Origin of the sequence: Sphingomonas sp. OV641 (genome assembly GCF_900109205.1) — a bacterium.
GTDB lineage: Bacteria > Pseudomonadota > Alphaproteobacteria > Sphingomonadales > Sphingomonadaceae > Sphingomonas.
The window spans coordinates 116,733-135,431 of the sequence record NZ_FNZB01000004.1; the positions used below are offsets into that span (position 1 = coordinate 116,733).

Genomic DNA, 18,699 nt, shown 5'->3' on the forward strand with positions numbered 1-18,699 from the left:
CAGGATCGGCCATCGTCAAGGCCGGACGGGAGCGAGGAGGGGATATGACACACACGGTCCGTGCGCTGTTGGCGGCGTCCACCGCGGCGGCGCTGGTGCTGGGCACGCAGGCCGCGGCCGAGGCTGGCGCGCAGGCAGCGTCCACTGCCAGCCCCCCGCCGACACTCGCGCCGACACCCGCGCCCTCCGCCGATCCGCTGCCCGGCACGCCGCAATCGACCGGCTCGCAGGCGACCGCCGCCACCCAGGCCGCACCCGCCACCGACAGCGCCAGCCCGGCTAGTGTCGAGGGTATCGGCACCAGCGGCGACATCGTGGTCACCGCGCAGCGCCGCGAGCAGCGGTTGCAGGACGTGCCGATCTCCATGGAGGTGGTCACCGGTGAAACGATCGACGCCTTCCAGGCGACCGACTTCAAGGCGGTGCAGAATTACGTTCCCAACGTCTTCGTGCAGCAGACCAACGGCAACGACACCATCTACATCCGCGGTTTCGGTTCGCCGCCGCAGAACTTCTCCTTTGACCAGGCGGTCAGCGTCTATGTCGACGGCATCTATGCCGGCCGCGTGCGCCAGGCGCTCAATCCGTTCTTCGATGTCGCCCGGGTGGAGGTGCTGCGCGGGCCGCAGGGCGCGCTGTATGGCAAGAACACGCCCGCCGGCGCGGTCAGCGTCGTCTCCGCCGGGCCGACCAAGGAATTCGAAGGCTCCGTCACCGGCGTCTACAATTTCGACCTGCGCGGCATCGACCTCACCGGCTATGTCTCCGGGCCATTGAGCGACACGTTTGGCCTGCGCGTCGCCGCCCGTATTCAGGATCAGGACGGTTATCTGTTCAACCGGTTCAACAGCAAGGATGAACCCAACAACCAGCTCCAGCTCTTCCGGATCAGCGCACGGTGGGAGCCGGCCGACAATGTCGACATTTCCGGCAAGCTCGAACTCACCAATCAGGATCGCAGCGGCGGCCTGGGCGTGTCCAGCCCGGTCACCACGCGCCAGCAGGTGAAGCGCACGCGCTATATCGACAATGGCCCGCTGGGGGAGGAACAGTCCAGCAACCGTTCCGTGCTCGGCTCCGTCACCGCGAACATCGGCATCGGCGATCACACGCTCACCTCGATCACCGGCTATTCCTGGTTCAACGGCTCCGTCACCAATTACTTCGACCAGGAAACCCCCAGCGGCGCGATCACGCCCAGTTCGGTCTACAACATGTACCCGGAACGGTTCCGCCAGTTCTCGCAGGAGTTCCGCCTCCTGTCGCCCAGCGGCGGCACGCTCGAATATGTGCTTGGCGCCTATTACGATACGTCGCGCTACAATCTGACGCAGCTTGGCGGATTCAACATCGCCGCGCTCAACTATTTCGGCCTGATGGAAACCAACTTCCGGCAGAAGGCGCGCTCCATCTCCGTCTTCGGTCAGGCGACGCTGCGCCCGTTCGACGGATTTCGCGTGATCGGCAGCCTGCGCTATACCAACACGCATAAGGACGGCACGTTCGGCGGCCGCCTGCGCTACGGCCCCTATGCGCTGCGTCCGGTGAACACCACCGCGGACCAGTCGATCCGCGAAGGGCTGACCGATCCATCGGTGACGCTGCAGTACGACATCACGCGCGATCTGATGATCTATGCCGTGTACGGCCGCGGCTCCAAATCGGGCGGCTTCGTGTCGAACACCTATGGCACGACCGATGCGACCTTCGTCTATCTTCCCGAACGCTCGCGCAACTGGGAAGCGGGGGTGAAGGCGACGCTGGCGGACGGGCGCGTTTCGGCGAACGTGTCGGTGTACGATACCAAGTTCACCGACCTGCAATCTTCTGTCTACAATCCGGTGATCTCCACCTATCAGGTCGGCAACGCCGCCGCGGCCACCTCGCGCGGGATCGAAGGGTCGCTCCGCGTCGCGCCCAGCCGCTATTTCGACATCACCGCGTCCGGCGCCTATCAGGACGTGAAATATGATGACTATCCCGGCGCGGCGTGCCTCGCGACGCAGCCGATCGCGGAGTGCAACCCGGCCTCGCCCGCCAGTATCCAGGCCAACAACCTCGCCGGGGTGCGCCTGCCCTATACGTCGAAATTCACCGGCAACGTCGCGGTGCACGGCCGGATCGATGTGGGCGATGCTTACAAGATCGACGGCAATGCCATCGTCGGTGGCCGTTCGGGCTTCTACAATTCGGACAATCAAAGCCCGCTCTATGGCTATCAGAGCGGCTTTGCGAAGCTCGATCTCCGGCTCCAGTTCGGGCCGCAGGACGAGCGCTGGCACGTGGCCTTTGTCGGCCGCAACCTGACCGACAAGCTCACCACCGGCAGCGCCTTCCTGCTCCCCGCACCGATCACCGCCGTGCCCCGCGCGATCCTGTTCGTGGAGCCTCCGCGCAACATCGCGATCGAGGCGGGCGTGAAGTTCTGAAGGCATTCCGCGGCCCGATGCGCACCGGTTCCCCCGCGCCGGCCGGGCCTGGTAGCCGTCGACAGGCTCAGGCGAACGGATCAAGCCACAAGGCCTGACCCGTCCCCTGACACTCCGGTCAGACCAGGATGAAGTCCGCCGACGACAGATGCGCCGCGTTCAGCGTGCCCAGCGGATCGGCAAGCCGGATGGTGAATTCCGCGCCGCTCGATGTCACCACGTCCAGCGCGACATCGCCGTTGGCCAGGTCGTGCGCGAACACCGTGCCCGGCGCCCCGCTGCTGCTGAACGACTTGACGCCCAGCTTCTCCAGCACGATCCGGTCGATCCCGTTCTCGAAATCCATGATCGTGTCGCCGCCGTCCAGCGCGCCCGCGCCCTTGAAGACGAACCAGTCCGCGCCGGCATCGCCCCACAATTGGTCCGCGCCCAGTTCGCCCAGCAGCTTGTCGACGCCTGTTCCGCCGTGCATCCGGTCGGCCCCGTCGCCGCCCAGCATGTAATCGTCGCCCGCGTCGCCAAACATCTGGTCGTTGCCGGCCTCGCCGTTCATGTTGTCGGCGTCGTTGCCGCCCTCCATGTAATCGTTGCCGGCGCCGGCCTGCATGTTGTCGCGCCCGTCGCCGCCCAGCAGCACGTCCACGCCATATTCGGCGGAGATGATGTCGTCGCCGCTGCCGCCTTCCAGCCGATTGTCGCCGTCGCCGCCGTCGACCCGGTCGTTGCCGTCGCCGCCATAGACCTTGTCGTTGCCCGACTGGCCCTTCAGCTTGTCGTTGCCGGCCTCGCCATAGATGGTGTCGTTGCCGGCGCCGCCGCCCACCGCCTGGGTGGTCAGCTTGCCCGTCGCCGGGTTGATCTCGTTGACGAAGCCGTCGTCGCCCGCGCCGGCATAGATGATGTCGTCGCCATAGCCGCCGTCCAGATAGTCGCGCCCGTCGCCGGCGTAGATGATGTCGTTGCCGGCATCGCCCAGGATCGTGTCATGCCCCAGGCCGCCGTCGATCGTGTCGCCGTCGTCACCGCCGGTGATGGTGTCGTTGCCGTCGCCGCCGATCAGCCGGTCCGCGCCGCGCCCACCGTCCAGCTTGTCGTTGCCCAGTTCGCCGTAAAGAAAATCGATCCCGTTGCCGCCGCGCAGGAAGTCATCCCCGTCGCCGCCATAGATGTCGTCGTCTCCGTCGCCCCCTTCGACCTGATCCGCCCCGGCCATCGCGCGGATAAGATCGTTGAGGCTGCTTCCCTTTATCGTGTCGGTCTTGGCGGTGCCGCCGATCGTTTTTGCAAAGCTACGCATTTTACCTGACTGTCCCGATGGTTTGTTTCGTGGTTGATTCAGGCGAATCGTGCCCGATCCGCGCGCACCTCGCGGCGGTCGGGAGTGCAAACCATCTACTTGCGATTGCCGGAGTGTCCGGCGCGCCAGGCCGCGCGCACCGGCTTGGCGCGCGCGCCATTCGCCCCATCTTCCGGCGCGGGCCGGGATCCGATTGAGGCACGAAGCCGGCACGCGCGGCCGCCAAAGCGGCTTTCGATCACGCTGATCCGTTTGGCCTCAGCTTGTCCAAGAGCGTGCCTCGGCCGACCCTCCAGAGCATGGAACGCGACAGGCCCGATGCGGACGATCGTCGTCGCCGGTGCCGGGCGCAATCGTCCTAATTTCCGCGATAGGTCGAATAGCCATAGGGGCTCACCACGACCGGCACATGATAGTGAGCGGCGGCATCGGTGACGCGGAAGGTGAGGGTGATCTCCGGAAAGAACGGCGCGGCCGCGGCATCGGGATAGCGCGACATGTCGAACACCAGCCGATAGATGCCGATATCAAACGCCTTTGCCTCGCCAAAAGCGCGGACGCGGCCGTTGCCGTCGGTGCTTGCCGAGCCGACCTTCTGCCAGCCTCCGTCCGCCAATTGCTTCATCAGCACGACCGGCACGCCCTGACCGCCGACTCCGCGGCCCAGATCAAGCACATGGGTGGAAATGTCGGCCGCCGCCGCCGGGCTGGCGATGGCGCTGAGGAGCAGGGCAAGGGCGGGGGTCTTCATGGTGCGATCCTTGGCGATGATGGAATGGAGCGTAGCAACGGCGCGGCCATGGCGCCGGATCCACCCGCGCCGAAACGCCGCCCCGGCGGACGCGGCACGTTTCGCCGAAACGCGGGCAGCGCTTGAAGAACGCCGTCACCTCGGCCTCTCCCCGGACCCTTATGGCACTGGCATCGTCAGCCAGATTGACAAAGACCCTTATGTATCTAAGCTTCCCGTCAAGGCGGATCGTCACGGCAAATGGCCGGGGATCGCGCGCGGGGAGGATGGATGACCGATACGGCTGTGCAAACCGGGGCGGCTGGCGCGCCAGAGAGCGCGACGCCGGGCGCATCGGCGGCCGCTTCTCTCGGCGCCGCGCACCGCACGGTGGCGCTGTGGATGCTGTTCGCGATCGGCACGCTCAACTTCGTCGACCGGCAATTGCTGTCGGTATTGGTGGAGCCGATCCGCGCCGAAATGGCCTTCAGCGATACCCAGTTCGGGCTGTTGACCGGCCTCAGCTTTGCCCTGTTCTATGCGCTGATGGGGGTGCCTTTCGCCATGGCTGCGGATCGCTGGCACCGGGTGCGGCTGATCGCGGCGGCCTGCGCCGTGTGGAGCGTGTTCACCGCCGCCTGCGGCCTTGCCGGCAATTTCGCGCAGCTCGCGCTCGCCCGCTTCGGCGTGGGTGTGGGGGAGGCGGGGGGCACCGCGCCGTCCTTGTCGGTGCTGGCGGATTATTACCCGCCCGACCGCCGGCCGCTGGTGATCGGCATCTTCACCGCCAATGGCCCGTTCGGCGTGTTCCTGGGCGCGGCATTCGGCGGCTGGGCGGCGGCGACGATCGGCTGGCGCGGCGCCTTCATCGCGATCGGCGCGATCGGCGCATTGGTCGCCGCGCCGCTCTTGGTAATGCTGGTGCGAGAGCCGGCGCGCGGGCAGATGGACGCGCGCGGGCCCGTTGCCGCGCCGCAGGCCGCGCTGCCCATGGGCGCCAGCTTCGCCCTCTTCCTGCGCCGCCGTTCGCTCAGGATGCTCGCCATCGCCAGCGGGCTTTCCGCCTTTGTCAGCTATGGCATGCTGAACTGGATCCCCGCCTTTCTGATGCGCACGCAGGGCATGCCGCTGTCGGCGCTCGCCACGTGGTTCGCGCCCGCCGCAGGCATCACCTTCGGGCTTGGCATCTGGGGCGGCGGCGCGCTGGTGAACTGGGCCGCGCGCCGCTCGCCCGCGGCTTATGCGCTCGTCCCCTGCGCCGCGACGCTCGTGCTGATTCCCAGCTTCGCCGCCGCGCTGCTGGTGGACAGCTGGCAATGGTCGCTTGCGCTGATGCTGGTGCCGATGGTCGCCTGCACCATCTATGTCGCGCCGGCGCTGGCTTTGGTGCAGAATCTCACGCCGCCGCGGGCGCGCGCCACCGCCTCCGCCATCCTGCTGCTGATGTTCAACCTTGTCGGCCTGGGCGGCGGGCCGCTGGTGATCGGCATGATCAGCGATGCGATCGCCCCCGCTCATGGCGCGGAAAGCCTGCGCTACGCCTTGCTCTGCACGCTGCCCGCCGCCGCGCTCGCCGCGATTGCGCAATTCCGCATGGCGCGCGTCGTCAGCGCCGACATGCACGGCTATCACACGGATGGAGAGGCCTGATGACCGATGATGAGATGCGCGCCTTTGCCGGGCGTTTCTTCGATGCGATCGAGGCGGGTGACATCGCCACCATGCAGGCGAGCTTCGCGCCCGATGCCGCCATCTGGCACAATACGGATGAGCTGATCGTCACTCCCGAGCAGACCGCGCAGACGCTGACCGGCATGGTCGCCCGCATCGGGGAGCGCAGCTACGCCGATCGTCGCGTCCATGTCTTTCCCGGCGGCTTCGTGCAGCAGCATGTGCTTCAGGGCGTGCGCACCCATGATGGAGAGCGCGTGCGCCTGCCCTGCGCGATTGTCTGCCAGGTGGCCGATGGCCGGATCACCCGCCTCGATGAATATTTCGATTCCGCGCACGTCGCGCAGTTCCGCAAATATGCTTGAAGGAGCCGATTGATGCCCGTTTTGCGCCAGGTGCCGCTCGCCGACGTCCAGGACGATACCGTCCTTGCCTATTACAAGCGCCTGTTCGGTGATCGCGATCCGGTGGCGGAACCGGGCACCGCGACGGGCACGCCGGGGGATTGGTGGACGGTCTTTGCGCTGGCGCCGGATATCTTCAAACATGCCGTGGATGGCTTTGCGGTGTACCGCCACCCGGCCCGCCGCATCTCCCCCGTGCTGCGTGAACTGGGGCAAACGCGCGCCGGCTGGGTGAAGGGCAGCCAATTCGTCTTTTCGCAGCATTGCAAGTCCTTGCGCGGTCTTGGGGTCAGCGAGGAGAAGATCGCCGCCGTGCCATACTGGACGGTGGCGGATTGCTATGACGACCAGGAACGCGCCGTCCTCGCTTATGCCGATTGCCTCGCGCAGGCCGGCGGCCGCGTGCCCGATCAGGTTTTCGAAAAGCTGCGCACCTTCTGGGATGACGAGCAGATCTTCGAATTCACCTACATCACCTGCCTGTATGACATGCACGCCGTGATCACCCGCGCGCTGCGCATGGAATTCGACAATCGCGCCGATCCCATCACGGAGGTCGCCGCGCCGGAAGGGTTCAAGGCCGCCGACTTCCTCAGCGCGCCTCGCCCCGCATGATACCGTCAAGCAGATTGACGAAAAGCCGCAGTTCCGCTACATGGAGTCGTGAGGATTTAGGATGAGGTTTTTCAACTCGGTCGGGCCGAATCCCCGCGTCGTGAGCCTGTTCATGGCGGAAAAGGGCGTCGCGATCCCTGAGGTGTCCGTCGACATTCGCGGCGGGGAAAATCGCCGTGCGCCGTATAACGAAACGGTCAATCCCGCTGGCCAGACGCCCGCGCTGGAGCTGGATGACGGCAGCATCCTGACGGAGATCACCGCGATCTGCGAATATCTGGAGGAGCTTCATCCCACGCCCCCGCTGATCGGCGCGACGCCGCAGGAGCGGGCGGAAACGCGCATGTGGACCCGCCGCGCGGATCTCAAGGTGTGCGAACCGATGACCAGCGGCTTCCGCTCGTCGGAGGGGCTGCCGATGTTCCAGTCGCGGATGCGCTGCCTGCCGGAGGCGGCGGCCGGGCTGAAGGCGGTGGCGCAGGACGGGATCGCCTGGTTCGACGCGCAGCTCGCCGGCCGCCGCTACATCGCCGGCGACCGCTTCACGCTGGCCGATATCCTGCTGTTCGCCTTTCTCGATTTCGGCCGCAACGTCGGCCAGCCGCTCGATACGGCCTTCACCAATGTGACGGCGTGGTTCGATCGGGTGGGGGAGCGGCCCGCCTTTCAGCCTGCAACATGAATAGCACAAGGAGAGCGACGATGCCGGCCACCAACAGCCAGTTCGAGTTCAAGGGCGTCAATCACCTCGCACTGGTGTGCAAGGACATGGCGCGCACCGTGGAATTCTACCGCGACGTGCTGGGCATGCCGCTGGTCAAGACGATCGACCTGCCCGGCGGGCGCGGGCAGCATTTCTTCTTCGACATGGGCAATGGCGACAGCCTGGCCTTTTTCTGGTTCCCGCAGGCGGCGCAGGCGCATCCCGGCATTTCCGCCCCTGCCGCGCTGCCCACCCAGGGCGATTTCACCTCCGCCCACGGCTCCATGAACCATATCGCGTTCAACGTGCCGGCCGAGAAGTTCGACGAATATTATGATCGGCTGAAGGCCAAGGGGATCGCCGTCACCAAGATCCTGAACCATGATGATTCGCCGAGCCAGTCGTCCGATCACATGCACGACGACGTGTTCGTCCGGTCGGTCTATTTCTTCGACCCCGACGGCGTCTGCCTCGAATTCGCCGCCTGGACGAAGACGTTCAGCGACGCCGATGTGGCGCATGATCCGGTGACGGCGGACGGCACCAAGCGCGAAGGGCTGATCGTGCAAAAGGCGCTGGCCGAGAACGACGTCGCGGAGATGGTCCCCGCCGAATAAGCGCGTCGGGCGCCGTTCCCGGGCCTTTTCCCGCAACGCACGCCGCGTCGCGGGACAGCGTCACCCCGGCCTCGTGCCGGGGTCCAGGGTGGCGCGACCGTCATCGCCCGAGGTCGGCGCAGCTGCGCCGATCTCTCGCGCCGTCGCATCGAAATGCGTGGATCGAAAACGAACCGCCAAGCGTCCCCTCTCCCGACAGGAGAGCGGCATGACGATCCGGGCGATAGCACTCAATTGTACGCTGAAGGCACAAGGCGAAAGCAGCACCGACGCAATGATCGGCGTGCTCGAACGCGCCTTCGCCAGGGTGGACGTGACGCTCACCGAAACGATCCGCATCGCCGCGCACAACGTCAAACCCGGCGTCACCAGCGACGAGGGTGAGGGGGATGACTGGCCCGCGATCCGCGCCAAGATCCTCGCGCACGATATCCTGATCCTCGCCGGCCCGATCTGGATGGGCCAGATCGGCAGCGTCGCGAAGCGCGTGCTGGAGCGGATGGACGCCTTTCTGTCGGAAACCGACGATCAGGGCCGGATGCCGAGCTATGGCAAGGTCGCGGTGATGGCGATCGTCGGCAACGAGGATGGCGCGCACGCTTCCTCGGCGCAGGGGTTCCAGGCGCTCAACGACACCGGCTGGACGATCCCCCCGGTCGCCGCCTGCTATTGGGTCGGCGAGGCCATGGGCACGGTCGACTTCAAGGACCTGCCCGAAACCCCGGAAAAGGTACAGAAAACAGCCGCAATGACCGCCACAAACGCAGCCCACCTCGCCCGCCTGCTAAAAGACGCCCCGATCCCCGGCGCGGATTGAAGCGGGTACGAGCTTGTCGGAAGTGGGGTGGAAAGCGGACGTGACTCGTCGTCATATATTGTTGTCTGGGTCCCAGTCTCGAACGGTTGGCGTCACTGGAAGACCGAGGCTTCGCTCATCAAGCCACTCAACAACACGCCCGTCCATGTTCCGAGCCGCAAGAAGGTCGGTGTGCGCTGTCATCATCCCAAGCAGGAGTGCTTGAACTTCATCGACGCCACCGGCCCGCTTTGACTTCACGCCCTCCGGCCAATCGATTTCGTATCGGCAGAAAAAGCTCCCGCGATCCTCGTCGGGCTTGAAGAAGCGACACTCTGCGTCGCGCCCATCGATCTTGAACACTCGTCGGGCGATCACGTTGTCGGGCACGCGGGTTCCTCTTACGCATCTGCCTACCTGGGCTCGGCATGCCCGCAAATGGGGCGCTTTCAGTCATTCCGCTTCCACACGTAATTTAGGAAGCAGGCGTCGGCCGAGATGAATGTTCACCAGCAACGCCTCTGCCGTCATCCCCGCGAAGGCGGGGATCCATAAACGCCGGACCCCGCGAAAAGGCACGCTGGGCCGATGGACACCCGCCTTCGCCGGGTTGGCGAAGATAAGGCGTCAGCGCTCTTCACCGTGGCGCTCACCAGCCCCACCGCACCAGGCGTTCCTCCGGCGCAGGCTCCGGGAAGCGACGTCACGCCCGGACGGGAACGATGGGCAGGGCGTCCTCCGCCCGCTGCGCATAACGCCGGGCGAGTGCGGCGCAGACCATCAGCTGCATCTGGTGGAACAGCATCAGCGGCAGGACGATCAGGCCAACCGCGCTGGCCGGGAAGATGATGTTGGCCATCGGCAGCCCGCTCGCCATGCTCTTCTTCGATCCGCAGAACACGATGGCGATCTCATCCTCCTTGGAGAAGCGCAGCAGCCGGCTTGCCGCCGTGGTGGCGACCAGCACGACGGCAAGCATCACGAGATCGAGGAGGATGACGAGCGCGAGGCTCTGCGGCGTCACCTTGCTCCAGATCCCCGCCACCACGCCGGCGCTGAACGCGGAATAGACGACGAGCAGGATCGAGCCGCGGTCGACGAGCATCGTCAGCGTCTTCTGCCGGTTCAGCCATTCGCCGACGAGCGGCCGCGCGAGCTGGCCGACGACGAACGGCAGCAGGATCTGGAGCGCGATGTCCCACATCGATTCCAGGGACATGCCGCCCGCGCCGGCGCTCAGGAACATGGTCGCGAGCAGCGGCGTGATGACCACGCCGGCCAGGTTCGACAGCGACGCACAGCATAAGGCGGCGGGAACGTTGCCGCGCGCGATCGACGTGAAGGCGATCGAGGATTGCACGGTCGAGGGCAGCAGGGAGACGAACATCAGCCCCGTGACGAGGCCATTGTCGAGGTGCCCGCCCGCCAGCTTCGTGATCGCGAAGCCGAGCAGCGGAAAGACCAGGAACGTGGTTGCGAACACCAGGGATTGCAGCCGCCAGTGCAGTATCCCCGTCCAGATCGCCTGGCGGGAAATGCGCGCGCCGTAGATGAAGAACAGGAGGGCGATGGCGGCATGCACCACCACATCGAGCATGTCCTTGCCCGTGCCCCGGGCCGGGAGGATCGCGGCGAGCGCCACCATTCCCATGATCGCGAGGATATAGCCGTCGATCCGCAGGCGGCTGAGGATGGCATTCATGGTCAAGATCCCGGTGTGCGCTTCGCCCTTGCCGCGCGGGCATGGGCGGTTTGCTTGTGCATCCCCGCCCTTGTGCCGGGCCAGCCGCCTTGTGAAGGGGCGAGATCACCGGCGGCGGGGCGACCATCCGGCGCGGCGCGTCATCGTCAGCGCCGAACGGCCCAACCGGCCGAACGACCCAGCCAATCCAACGGCGCCGGCCGAACGGCATCGGCGGTCGGTCAGGCCGCCAGTTCCTTGCGGACGATATCGGCGCCCGCGCCCAGCGCCTTCAGCTTGCCCTGCGCGACGGCGCGCGACAGCGGCGCCATGCCGCAATTGGTCGCCGGGTAGAGCTTGTCCGCATCCACGAAGCGAAGCGCGTTGCGCAGCGTGTCGGCGACCTGCTCGGGCGTCTCCACCGTGTCGGTCGCGACGTCGATGGCGCCGACCATCACCTTCTTGCCGCGGATCAGCTCGATCAGGTCCATCGGCACGCGCGAGTTCTGGCATTCGAGCGAGATGATATCGATCGCCGACTTCTGGAGATTGGGGAAGGTTTCCTCATACTGGCGCCATTCGGAGCCAAGCGTCTTCTTCCAGTCGGTATTGGCCTTGATGCCATAGCCGTAGCAGATGTGGACGGCGGTTTCGGCCTTCAGCCCCTCGGCCGCGCGCTCCAGCGTGGCGATGCCCCAGTCGTTCGCCTCGTCGAAGAACACGTTGAACGCTGGCTCGTCGAACTGGACGATGTCGACGCCGGCCGCCTCCAGCTCGCGGGCTTCCTCGTTGAGGATGCAGGCGAATTCCCAGGCGAGCTTCTCGCGGCTGCGGTAATGCGCGTCATAAAGGGTGTCGATCATCGTCATCGGGCCGGGGAGCGTCCACTTGATCGGCTGATCGGTCTGCGCACGCAGGAAGCGCGCATCGTCGACGAAGACCGCCTTGGGGCGGGAAACGGCCCCCACGACGGTCGGCACGCTCGCGTCATAGCGGTTGCGGATGCGCACCGTCTCGCGCTTCTCGAAATCGACGCCGTCCAGATGCTCGATGAAGGTGGTGACGAAATGCTGGCGCGTCTGTTCGCCATCGCCCAGGATATCGATCCCCGCCTGCCGCTGATCGTCGACCGCCAGGCGCAGCGCGTCCTGCTTGCCGGCGATCAGTTCCTCGCCCTCCAGCTTCCACGGCGACCACAGGGTTTCGGGCTGGGCAAGCCAGGAAGGCTTGGGCAGGCTGCCCGCGGTCGTCGTCGGCAACAATGTCGTCATGATGGATACCTTGTGATGTGCGGGAGGATCAAAGGCCGGCGGTCGCGGACCAGCGCTGCAGCGCCGCGCCATGCGGCTTGATGAAATGCTCTTCGGCGAACCTGCCCTGCTCGACGGCGAGCCGGCTGCGCTCCTCGCGATCGTAGACGATGCGGGTCAGCGAATAGTCCTGGTACTTGAGGCTCGGCTGGTAATGTTGCGCGGCGACGGAATTGGCATTGTAGATTTCCGGCCGGTAGATCTTCTGGAATGTCTCCATGGTGCTGATCGTGCTGGCCAGTTCCAGATTGGTGAAATCGCCGATCAGGTCGCCGATGTGATAGAAGGCGAGCGGCGCGACGCCATGTTTCGGCATGAAATAGCGCACCATCATGCCCATCTTCGCGAAATACCGGTCAGTCGCGGAATAATCCGTGGTGGTATATTCCACGCCAAGGACCGGATGTTCGTTGGTGGACCGCTGATAGGTCTTGCTGCTCGATACGCTGAGGCAGATGACGGGCGGCTTGCGGAAATGACCGCGGTATGCGCGCGAATTCAGAAAATGCTGGAACAGCTTCCCGTGCAGGTCGCCAAATCCCTCGGGAACGCCGCCTCCTGGGTGCCCCTTCAGATATTCCGGCAGCAGCACGCTGAAGTCATAGTCGCGAACATAGGATGAGAAATTGTTGCCGACGATGCCGGGGATGTTCTCGCCCGTCGCCTTGTCGATGATCGCTGTCTCGAGGATCTCGATGATCGGAAAGCCGTCGACATCCTCCTGCACGTCGACATGCAACGAAACGGAGATGATCCGGAGCGACACCGAATAGCGATTGCCGGTCGGATTGTCCCAATGCGCCAGAGAGTTGAAGCGGTTGTCGATCATCCGCAGCGTGTTGCGCAGATTTTCCTGTCGGCTTTCACCGCGCGCGAGATTGGCGAAATTGGTGGTGATGCGCGTGTTGTCGGCCGGACGATAATCCTCGTTGAAGGGGATGCTGCTGATCGTGAACGTGAAGCCGCTGTTCGTCATGACTCACCTGCTTGTAACGGGCGGAGGTCACAGGCGAGAGCGCGCAAGCCACAGGCAGGCCCGGCTGGCGATGAACCACGGGCCTTTCGTCAAGCGCGATCCACCGGAGGAACCCCCGTCCGAGGAACGTTTTGGCGTCGAAAGGCAGGTCTCCTGGCTCACGGGTCAACGCGGTGGCTCCGGCCTTCCCGGGCTCGTTGCAAAGCCCAGTGACACGAATTGGAGCCGCCGCTCGCCGCTTACAGTTGCGGGGGCAGCGCCGGATTCTGCCCCGAAGGACACCACCGGCTTCCCGTCTTAGCCCCATCGCCACGCCTGGGATGGGGAACCTCGACATGGCTGTTCAACACCATCGATCCGCCGCTGTCAATGGAGATATAAAGATATCTTTATATGGTAATGAGAGCTGTCGCCGCGCGATCGGGGTCTTCGTAACGGACGAGCGGCGACACACATGCGCGGCGACCGCGATCCTGGTCGGCAACGATCAGCGCGCTGGCGAACCGCTGGTCTCATAACGTCAACTCATCCGCACGTTCTGCTCGATGCTCCCGGCAGAAAGGCATGAGCGACCCCGAGTGACCAGCGCTCTTTCGCGCGAGGGCAGGCATTCACGATCACCGGTGCGAAAGGCACCTGGGTGACGCCGCGTGACGGCCATCTGCATCAGCCGAAGGCACGCCCCGACGGGCGGGTGCTGGCAATTGCTTAGCTTTCGAACTATCACTGGCATCATGCCGCCATTACCGGACGCGCCGTGACGCTGGCGCTCGCCTGGATCCCCGCCACCATGCTCGCCGGCCTGCTCCAGGCCTGGCGCACGGCCGTGCAGCAGCGGCTTCGCGCGCAGCTGTCGATCAATGGCGCGGGGCTTGTGCGCTACGTCTATGGCCTGCCGCTCGTGCTGCTCGTACTTGCCGGCTATCTGTCGCTCACCGACGCGCGGCTGCCCGTGCCGGACGCTGCCTTTGTCGCGCTGGCGGCGGTGGCGGCAGTGGCGCAATTGCTGGCCACCAACCTCCTCATCATGGCTTTTGGCTATCGCAACTTCATCGTCGGCACCGCCTTTTCGAAGACGGAAACGGTGCAGGCGGCGCTGTTCGGCTGGCTGATCCTGGGGGAGCCGGTCAGCATGCTGATCGGGCTGGCGGTGACGCTCGGCATGGCGGGCGTGCTGACGCTGGCGCTGGGCGGGCGCGATCTTCGCGGGCGGGATGTGGTGCGCGCGCTTGGCCAGCCGGCCGCCTTGTGCGGGCTCGGTGCGGGCGCACTGTTCGCGATCACCGCCGTGTTCATCCGCCGCGCCGCGCTTCATCTCGATCCCGGTGCGCCGCTGCTCGCCGCGCTGGTCACGCTGGTGACGGTGATCGCGATCCAGGTCTTGGCGCTTGGCCTGTGGGTCGCGATGCGGGAGCCGGGAACGCTGCGCGCGGTGCTGCGCACGTGGCGCACTTCGGCGCAGGTCGGGCTGCTCGCTGGCACCGGATCGATCTGCCTGTTCGCCGGGCTTGCGATCGCGCCGGTCGCGCTGGTGCGGATCGTGGCGCAGGTGGAGGTGGTGTTCACCCTCGCCTTTGCCGCGTTGTACCTGCGGGAGCCGTTTCATCGCTTCGAAGCGGCGGGGCTGCTGATGGTGGTCGCGGGCGTGGTGCTGGCGCTGGCCGGCGCTTTGCGCTGAAAGGGGGCATAGACAGCCCGCAAGACGGGGGGAGAGGAACGCATGATCGATCTGGACGCCATCCGTACCCTGGCCGACATTCCCGCCGCGCAGCGTGAGGCGCGCGGCGAGGCGGTGGCCATCGCCTTTGAAGGGCGCGAGACCAGCTATGCCGCGCTCGACCGGCAGTCGCATCGCATCGCCAATGCCCTGATCGCGGCGGGCGCGGGCAGGGGGGATCGGATCGCCGTCCTCTCCAAGAATCATGATGGCTGGTATCCGCTGTTCTTCGGCACCGCGCGCGCCCGCGCCTGCCTCGCACCGATCAACTGCCGGCTGTCCGCGGTGGAGATCGCCGGCATCCTGGAGGATGCGGCCCCCGCCATCCTCTTCGTGGGCGAGGATTTCTTCGAGGTTGCGCTCGCCGCCGTGGCGGATCTGCCGCGTCCGCCCGCGCTGGTGGCGCTATATGGCGCGCATCCGCGCTTCGCCCCGCTCGCCAACTGGATCGGCGACGCGCCCGCCACCGCGCCCGCGGACACGCCGACGCCGGCGGATGACGTGCTGCAACTCTATACCAGCGGCACCACCGGCCGGCCCAAGGGCGTGGTGCTGACCAACCACATCTACCGCCGTTTCATGGAAATGGCGACGCAGGTGGACGGGTTCGCCTATGACGAGGGCGATACGGTGATGATCGTCATGCCCCTGTTCCATGTCGCGGGCACCAACATCAGCTTCGCCGCGCTGGCGCAGGGCGGGCGGATCGTGCTGGTCAAGGATTTCGACGCGGCCGCCGTGGTCGGTCTGATGCCGCGTGAGCGCGTGGCGCACACCTTTCTTGCCCCTTCCATGATCCAGATGCTGTTACAGCAGCCGCAGGCCGCCGCGCAGCGCTATCCCGCGCTGCGCACCATCGCTTACGGCGCCTCGCCCATTGCGGCGGACGTGCTGCGCCGCGCCCGCGCCACCTTCGGCTGCGGCTTTGTGCAATTCTACGGCATGACGGAATCGGCCGGCAGCGGTTCCTATCTCTCTCCTTCTGGCCATGATCTGCCGGGCAAGCTCGTCTCCTGCGGCCGCCCCTGGCCCGATGTGGAGATGGGCATCATGGGCCCCGACGGCGCGCTGTTGCCGCCCGGCGCGATCGGGGAGATCGTGATCCGCGGCGATATCGTGATGAAGGAATATTGGAACCGCCCCGATGCCACCGCGGAAACGCTGGCGGGCGGCTGGTTGCGCACCGGCGATGCCGGCTATCGCGACGAAAGCGACCATTTCTTCGTTCATGATCGCATCAAGGACATGATCGTCTCGGGCGGGGAGAATGTCTATCCGGCGGAGGTGGAGAATGCCATCGCAGGCTGCCCGGGCGTCGCTGATGTGGCGGTGATCGGCGTGCCCGACGAACGCTGGGGCGAGGCGGTAAAGGCGCTGGTCGTGCCCGCACCCGGCGCCGCCCCTGATCCCGCCCAGATCATCGCCTGGGTCCGCGCGCGCATCGCCGCCTACAAGGCGCCCAAGACCGTGGAGTTCATCGACGCGCTCCCCCGCAATCCTTCCGGCAAGGTGCTCCGCCGCGAGCTGCGCGCCCGCTACTGGCAGGGCCGCGAGCGCGCCGTCGGGTGAGGCGGCGGGGCTTCGCGCCGGGCGCTCAGCGGAAGGGAGCGCGCCTGTTCAGGATATCGTTGGCTTCGCGGCGCACATAGGCCTGCTGCTTGTCGGTCAGGGTGCCGCCGTTCGCCGCCATCATCGCATCCACCTCGGCGCGCAGCGTCTGCGCCCGTTTCAGCTTGTCGCGCCGCATGGTCGGCGTGTCGCTTGCCGGGATCAGCGAATTGGCGCGAAAGCCGGGCTCATAGGTCGAATAGTTCGGCCCGTTCATCGACTGCGCGGCGGCGAGGGTTGGCGTCAGCAGGGCGACGGCTGCAAGGGGGAGGGCGGCAAGCGGGAGGGCGATCTTCATGGCGTGAATTCCCTTTGATGCGCGTCGAGGGAGCTAGGTCCTCCCGGCCGCCCGGACAACCTTGGGCCTGCCGATCGCGACGACATGGATCACCCATCGCGTTCGTGTTAGTCACCCCCGCATGATCGCAGCATGTTCCCCGGCATGATCGACGGTACGTTGCTGATCGCCTTCATCGTGGCTGCCACGATCTTGACCGTCACGCCCGGCGTGGACACCGCCATGGTGCTGCGCGCGGCGACGGTTGAGGGCAGGCGACCGGCGGTCATGGCGTCGGCTGGCATCACCCTCGGCTGCCTCATCTGGGGCGGCGCCGTGTCGATCGGCCTTGGCGCCATGCTCAAGGCGTCCGAACTGGGCTATACGATCGTGAAGTTCGCGGGCGCGGCCTATCTCCTCTGGCTGGGCGCGAAGCTTCTGCTCAGGCCCCGTGCCGGCCTGACGTTCGCGCCCGGCGATCAGCCGGGCCGAAAGGGGCGTGACGCCTTCTGGCGCGGGCTTCTGACCAACCTCCTGAACCCCAAGATCGGCGTCTTCTACATCACCTTCCTTCCGCAGTTCGTGCCGGCCGGCGCGAGCGTCGCGGCCTATTCCTTCTTTCTTGCCGCGCTTCACGTCCTGCTGACGTTGCTGTGGTTCGCCCTGCTGATCGCGGCAACGGTTCCGCTGGGCCGCTTCCTGCGCCAGCCGAAAGCGGTGCGCGGGCTGGATCGGCTTACCGGCGGCGTGTTCGTCCTTTTCGGGCTGAAGCTGGCGACCTCCAGCGCGCGATAGCGGATTTCTCCCGCGCAACGGGCATCAATGTCAGGCGCCAGGCGCGGCGCCGCTGTGCCATGCAGGCTTTCGCCGGCACCAGATTCTCGTCGTTGACGGCACGCGAAAAAGCCGGAAGCCATGACGGCACCGGACAATCGCCGGACAAGATAAAGGGAGAAGGACCATGACCGACGAAGTTCTGACGCGTGATCAGGATGGCATCCTGATCGTCACCATCAACCGCCCCGAACAGAAGAACGCGATGACCAAGGCCGCGGCCGAGGGGATTGCGGCGGCGATGGACCGGCTCGATTCCGAGGACGCCCTGCGCGTCGCGATCATCACCGGGGCTGGCGGCACCTTCTGTTCGGGCATGGACCTCAAGGGCTTTCTGCGCGGCGAAACGCCCTCCGTGCCCGGTCGCGGCTTCGGCGGGTTGACCGAAGCGCCGCCCAAGAAGCCGCTGATCGCCGCGGTTGACGGCTATGCGCTGGCCGGCGGGCTGGAACTGATGATCGCCTGCGACATGGTAGTCGCGAACAGCAAGGCGAAGTTCGGCATCCCGGAGGCGAAGCGCGGCCTGGTCGCCGGCGCCGGCGGCCTCATCCGCCTGCCCGAGCAGATCCCGCAGCGGATCGCGCTTGAGCTGGCCGTCACCGGCGACTTCATCGATGCGGATCGCGCCTATCAGCTCGGCCTTATCAACCGCATCACCGAAGGCGCCGCGCTCGACGCTGCGCTGGAGCTCGCCGCGACGATCAGCGCCAACGGCCCGCTGGCGGTGCAAGTGTCGAAGCAGATCATCAGCCAGTATCGCGACTGGCCGGTGGATCAGCGCTGGGCCAAGCAGGGCGCGCTGATGGGCCCGGTCTTCACCAGCGCCGACGCCCGCGAAGGCGCCGCCGCCTTCGCCGAGAAGCGCAAGCCGAACTGGACCGGCAAGTAACATCAACGGCCCATCCGGTGCGGCCACCCGCCGCACCGGCCGCCACCCCAACCAGGCGGCATCCCGGCGGGTATCGGCGCCGGCGCTTACCTTCCCGGCAATCCCGAAACCTCGCCCGTCACGCGCCCCTCAAGCCCGCCCCGGC

At 66.2% G+C, this 18,699-nt stretch carries 18 protein-coding genes and 1 riboswitch; of the genes, 11 read left to right on the forward strand and 7 right to left on the reverse strand.

What is annotated here, in order from left to right; genetic code table 11:
• The first annotated feature begins 44 nt into the window (after positions 1 to 44).
• Positions 45 to 2,429, forward strand: a complete 2,385-nt coding sequence (locus BMX36_RS16520; protein WP_177179190.1) for a TonB-dependent receptor — start codon at positions 45 to 47, stop codon at positions 2,427 to 2,429.
• A gap of 118 nt (positions 2,430 to 2,547) precedes the next feature.
• Here BMX36_RS16520 and BMX36_RS16525 read toward each other — a convergent pair whose 3' ends face one another.
• Both BMX36_RS16525 and uraH read right to left on the reverse strand, forming a co-directional pair.
• Positions 2,548 to 3,726, reverse strand: a complete 1,179-nt coding sequence (locus tag BMX36_RS16525) for a calcium-binding protein (RefSeq protein ID WP_093067220.1) — start codon at positions 3,724 to 3,726, stop codon at positions 2,548 to 2,550.
• Positions 3,727 to 4,084: 358 nt separating this feature from the next.
• Entirely contained in the window at positions 4,085 to 4,477 is a 393-nt protein-coding gene (gene uraH, locus BMX36_RS16535) for a hydroxyisourate hydrolase (RefSeq protein WP_093067224.1), read from the reverse strand.
• Between the two features lie 270 nt (positions 4,478 to 4,747).
• Between uraH and BMX36_RS16545 the strand changes: the two genes are divergently transcribed.
• The 6 genes from BMX36_RS16545 (at position 4,748) to BMX36_RS16570 (ending at position 9,283) form a co-directional block, all read left to right on the forward strand.
• Positions 4,748 to 6,106: a spinster family MFS transporter gene (locus tag BMX36_RS16545; protein WP_177179191.1), complete on the forward strand. Its 1,359-nt coding sequence runs from the start codon at positions 4,748 to 4,750 to the stop codon at positions 6,104 to 6,106.
• Positions 6,106 to 6,492, forward strand: a complete 387-nt coding sequence (locus BMX36_RS16550) for a nuclear transport factor 2 family protein (protein WP_066782216.1) — start codon at positions 6,106 to 6,108, stop codon at positions 6,490 to 6,492. Before BMX36_RS16545 ends, BMX36_RS16550 begins: the two co-directional genes overlap by 1 nt.
• Before the next feature lie 12 nt (positions 6,493 to 6,504).
• Complete coding sequence (locus BMX36_RS16555; protein ID WP_093067229.1) at positions 6,505 to 7,146, forward strand: carboxymuconolactone decarboxylase family protein; 642 nt, start codon at positions 6,505 to 6,507, stop codon at positions 7,144 to 7,146.
• Between the two features lie 61 nt (positions 7,147 to 7,207).
• Complete coding sequence (locus BMX36_RS16560; RefSeq protein ID WP_093067231.1) at positions 7,208 to 7,828, forward strand: glutathione S-transferase family protein; 621 nt, start codon at positions 7,208 to 7,210, stop codon at positions 7,826 to 7,828.
• Positions 7,829 to 7,848: 20 nt separating this feature from the next.
• Positions 7,849 to 8,466 carry a VOC family protein gene (locus BMX36_RS16565; protein WP_066782213.1) on the forward strand — a complete coding sequence of 206 codons (618 nt, stop codon included), beginning with the start codon at positions 7,849 to 7,851 and terminating at the stop codon, positions 8,464 to 8,466.
• 208 nt (positions 8,467 to 8,674) lie between these two features.
• Positions 8,675 to 9,283: a flavodoxin family protein gene (locus BMX36_RS16570; protein ID WP_093067233.1), complete on the forward strand. Its 609-nt coding sequence runs from the start codon at positions 8,675 to 8,677 to the stop codon at positions 9,281 to 9,283.
• Between the two features lie 51 nt (positions 9,284 to 9,334).
• Here BMX36_RS16570 and BMX36_RS16575 read toward each other — a convergent pair whose 3' ends face one another.
• From BMX36_RS16575 to BMX36_RS16590, 4 genes are all read right to left on the reverse strand, one after another.
• Complete coding sequence (locus BMX36_RS16575; protein WP_143058598.1) at positions 9,335 to 9,652, reverse strand: DUF6968 family protein; 318 nt, start codon at positions 9,650 to 9,652, stop codon at positions 9,335 to 9,337.
• A 313-nt stretch (positions 9,653 to 9,965) separates the two neighbouring features.
• Entirely contained in the window at positions 9,966 to 10,964 is a 999-nt protein-coding gene (locus BMX36_RS16580; RefSeq protein ID WP_177179192.1) for a bile acid:sodium symporter family protein, read from the reverse strand.
• 221 nt (positions 10,965 to 11,185) lie between these two features.
• Positions 11,186 to 12,214, reverse strand: coding sequence for a methionine synthase (locus BMX36_RS16585; RefSeq protein ID WP_177179193.1), 1,029 nt, complete (start codon positions 12,212 to 12,214; stop codon positions 11,186 to 11,188).
• A 28-nt stretch (positions 12,215 to 12,242) separates the two neighbouring features.
• Positions 12,243 to 13,229 (reverse strand): DUF1852 domain-containing protein, encoded by a 987-nt coding sequence (locus tag BMX36_RS16590; RefSeq protein WP_093067243.1) that lies wholly within the window; start codon positions 13,227 to 13,229, stop codon positions 12,243 to 12,245.
• A gap of 125 nt (positions 13,230 to 13,354) precedes the next feature.
• Positions 13,355 to 13,577: riboswitch (cobalamin riboswitch) on the reverse strand.
• Between the two features lie 409 nt (positions 13,578 to 13,986).
• Between BMX36_RS16590 and BMX36_RS16595 the strand changes: the two genes are divergently transcribed.
• Together BMX36_RS16595 and BMX36_RS16600 are read left to right on the forward strand one after the other, a co-directional pair.
• Positions 13,987 to 14,907 carry a DMT family transporter gene (locus BMX36_RS16595; RefSeq protein WP_371262929.1) on the forward strand — a complete coding sequence of 307 codons (921 nt, stop codon included), beginning with the start codon at positions 13,987 to 13,989 and terminating at the stop codon, positions 14,905 to 14,907.
• 42 nt (positions 14,908 to 14,949) lie between these two features.
• A complete protein-coding gene (locus BMX36_RS16600) occupies positions 14,950 to 16,515 on the forward strand; it encodes a long-chain-fatty-acid--CoA ligase (protein WP_093067246.1) in 1,566 nt (521 codons plus the stop codon).
• A gap of 25 nt (positions 16,516 to 16,540) precedes the next feature.
• Here BMX36_RS16600 and BMX36_RS16605 read toward each other — a convergent pair whose 3' ends face one another.
• Positions 16,541 to 16,852, reverse strand: coding sequence for a hypothetical protein (locus BMX36_RS16605; protein WP_093067248.1), 312 nt, complete (start codon positions 16,850 to 16,852; stop codon positions 16,541 to 16,543).
• A 132-nt stretch (positions 16,853 to 16,984) separates the two neighbouring features.
• On the opposite strand from BMX36_RS16605, the gene BMX36_RS16610 reads away from it, so the two are divergent.
• Entirely contained in the window at positions 16,985 to 17,626 is a 642-nt protein-coding gene (locus BMX36_RS16610) for a LysE family translocator (protein WP_256210853.1), read from the forward strand.
• Positions 17,627 to 17,792: 166 nt separating this feature from the next.
• Positions 17,793 to 18,554: a crotonase/enoyl-CoA hydratase family protein gene (locus BMX36_RS16615; RefSeq protein ID WP_093067251.1), complete on the forward strand. Its 762-nt coding sequence runs from the start codon at positions 17,793 to 17,795 to the stop codon at positions 18,552 to 18,554.
• The last annotated feature ends 145 nt before the right edge of the window (positions 18,555 to 18,699 follow it).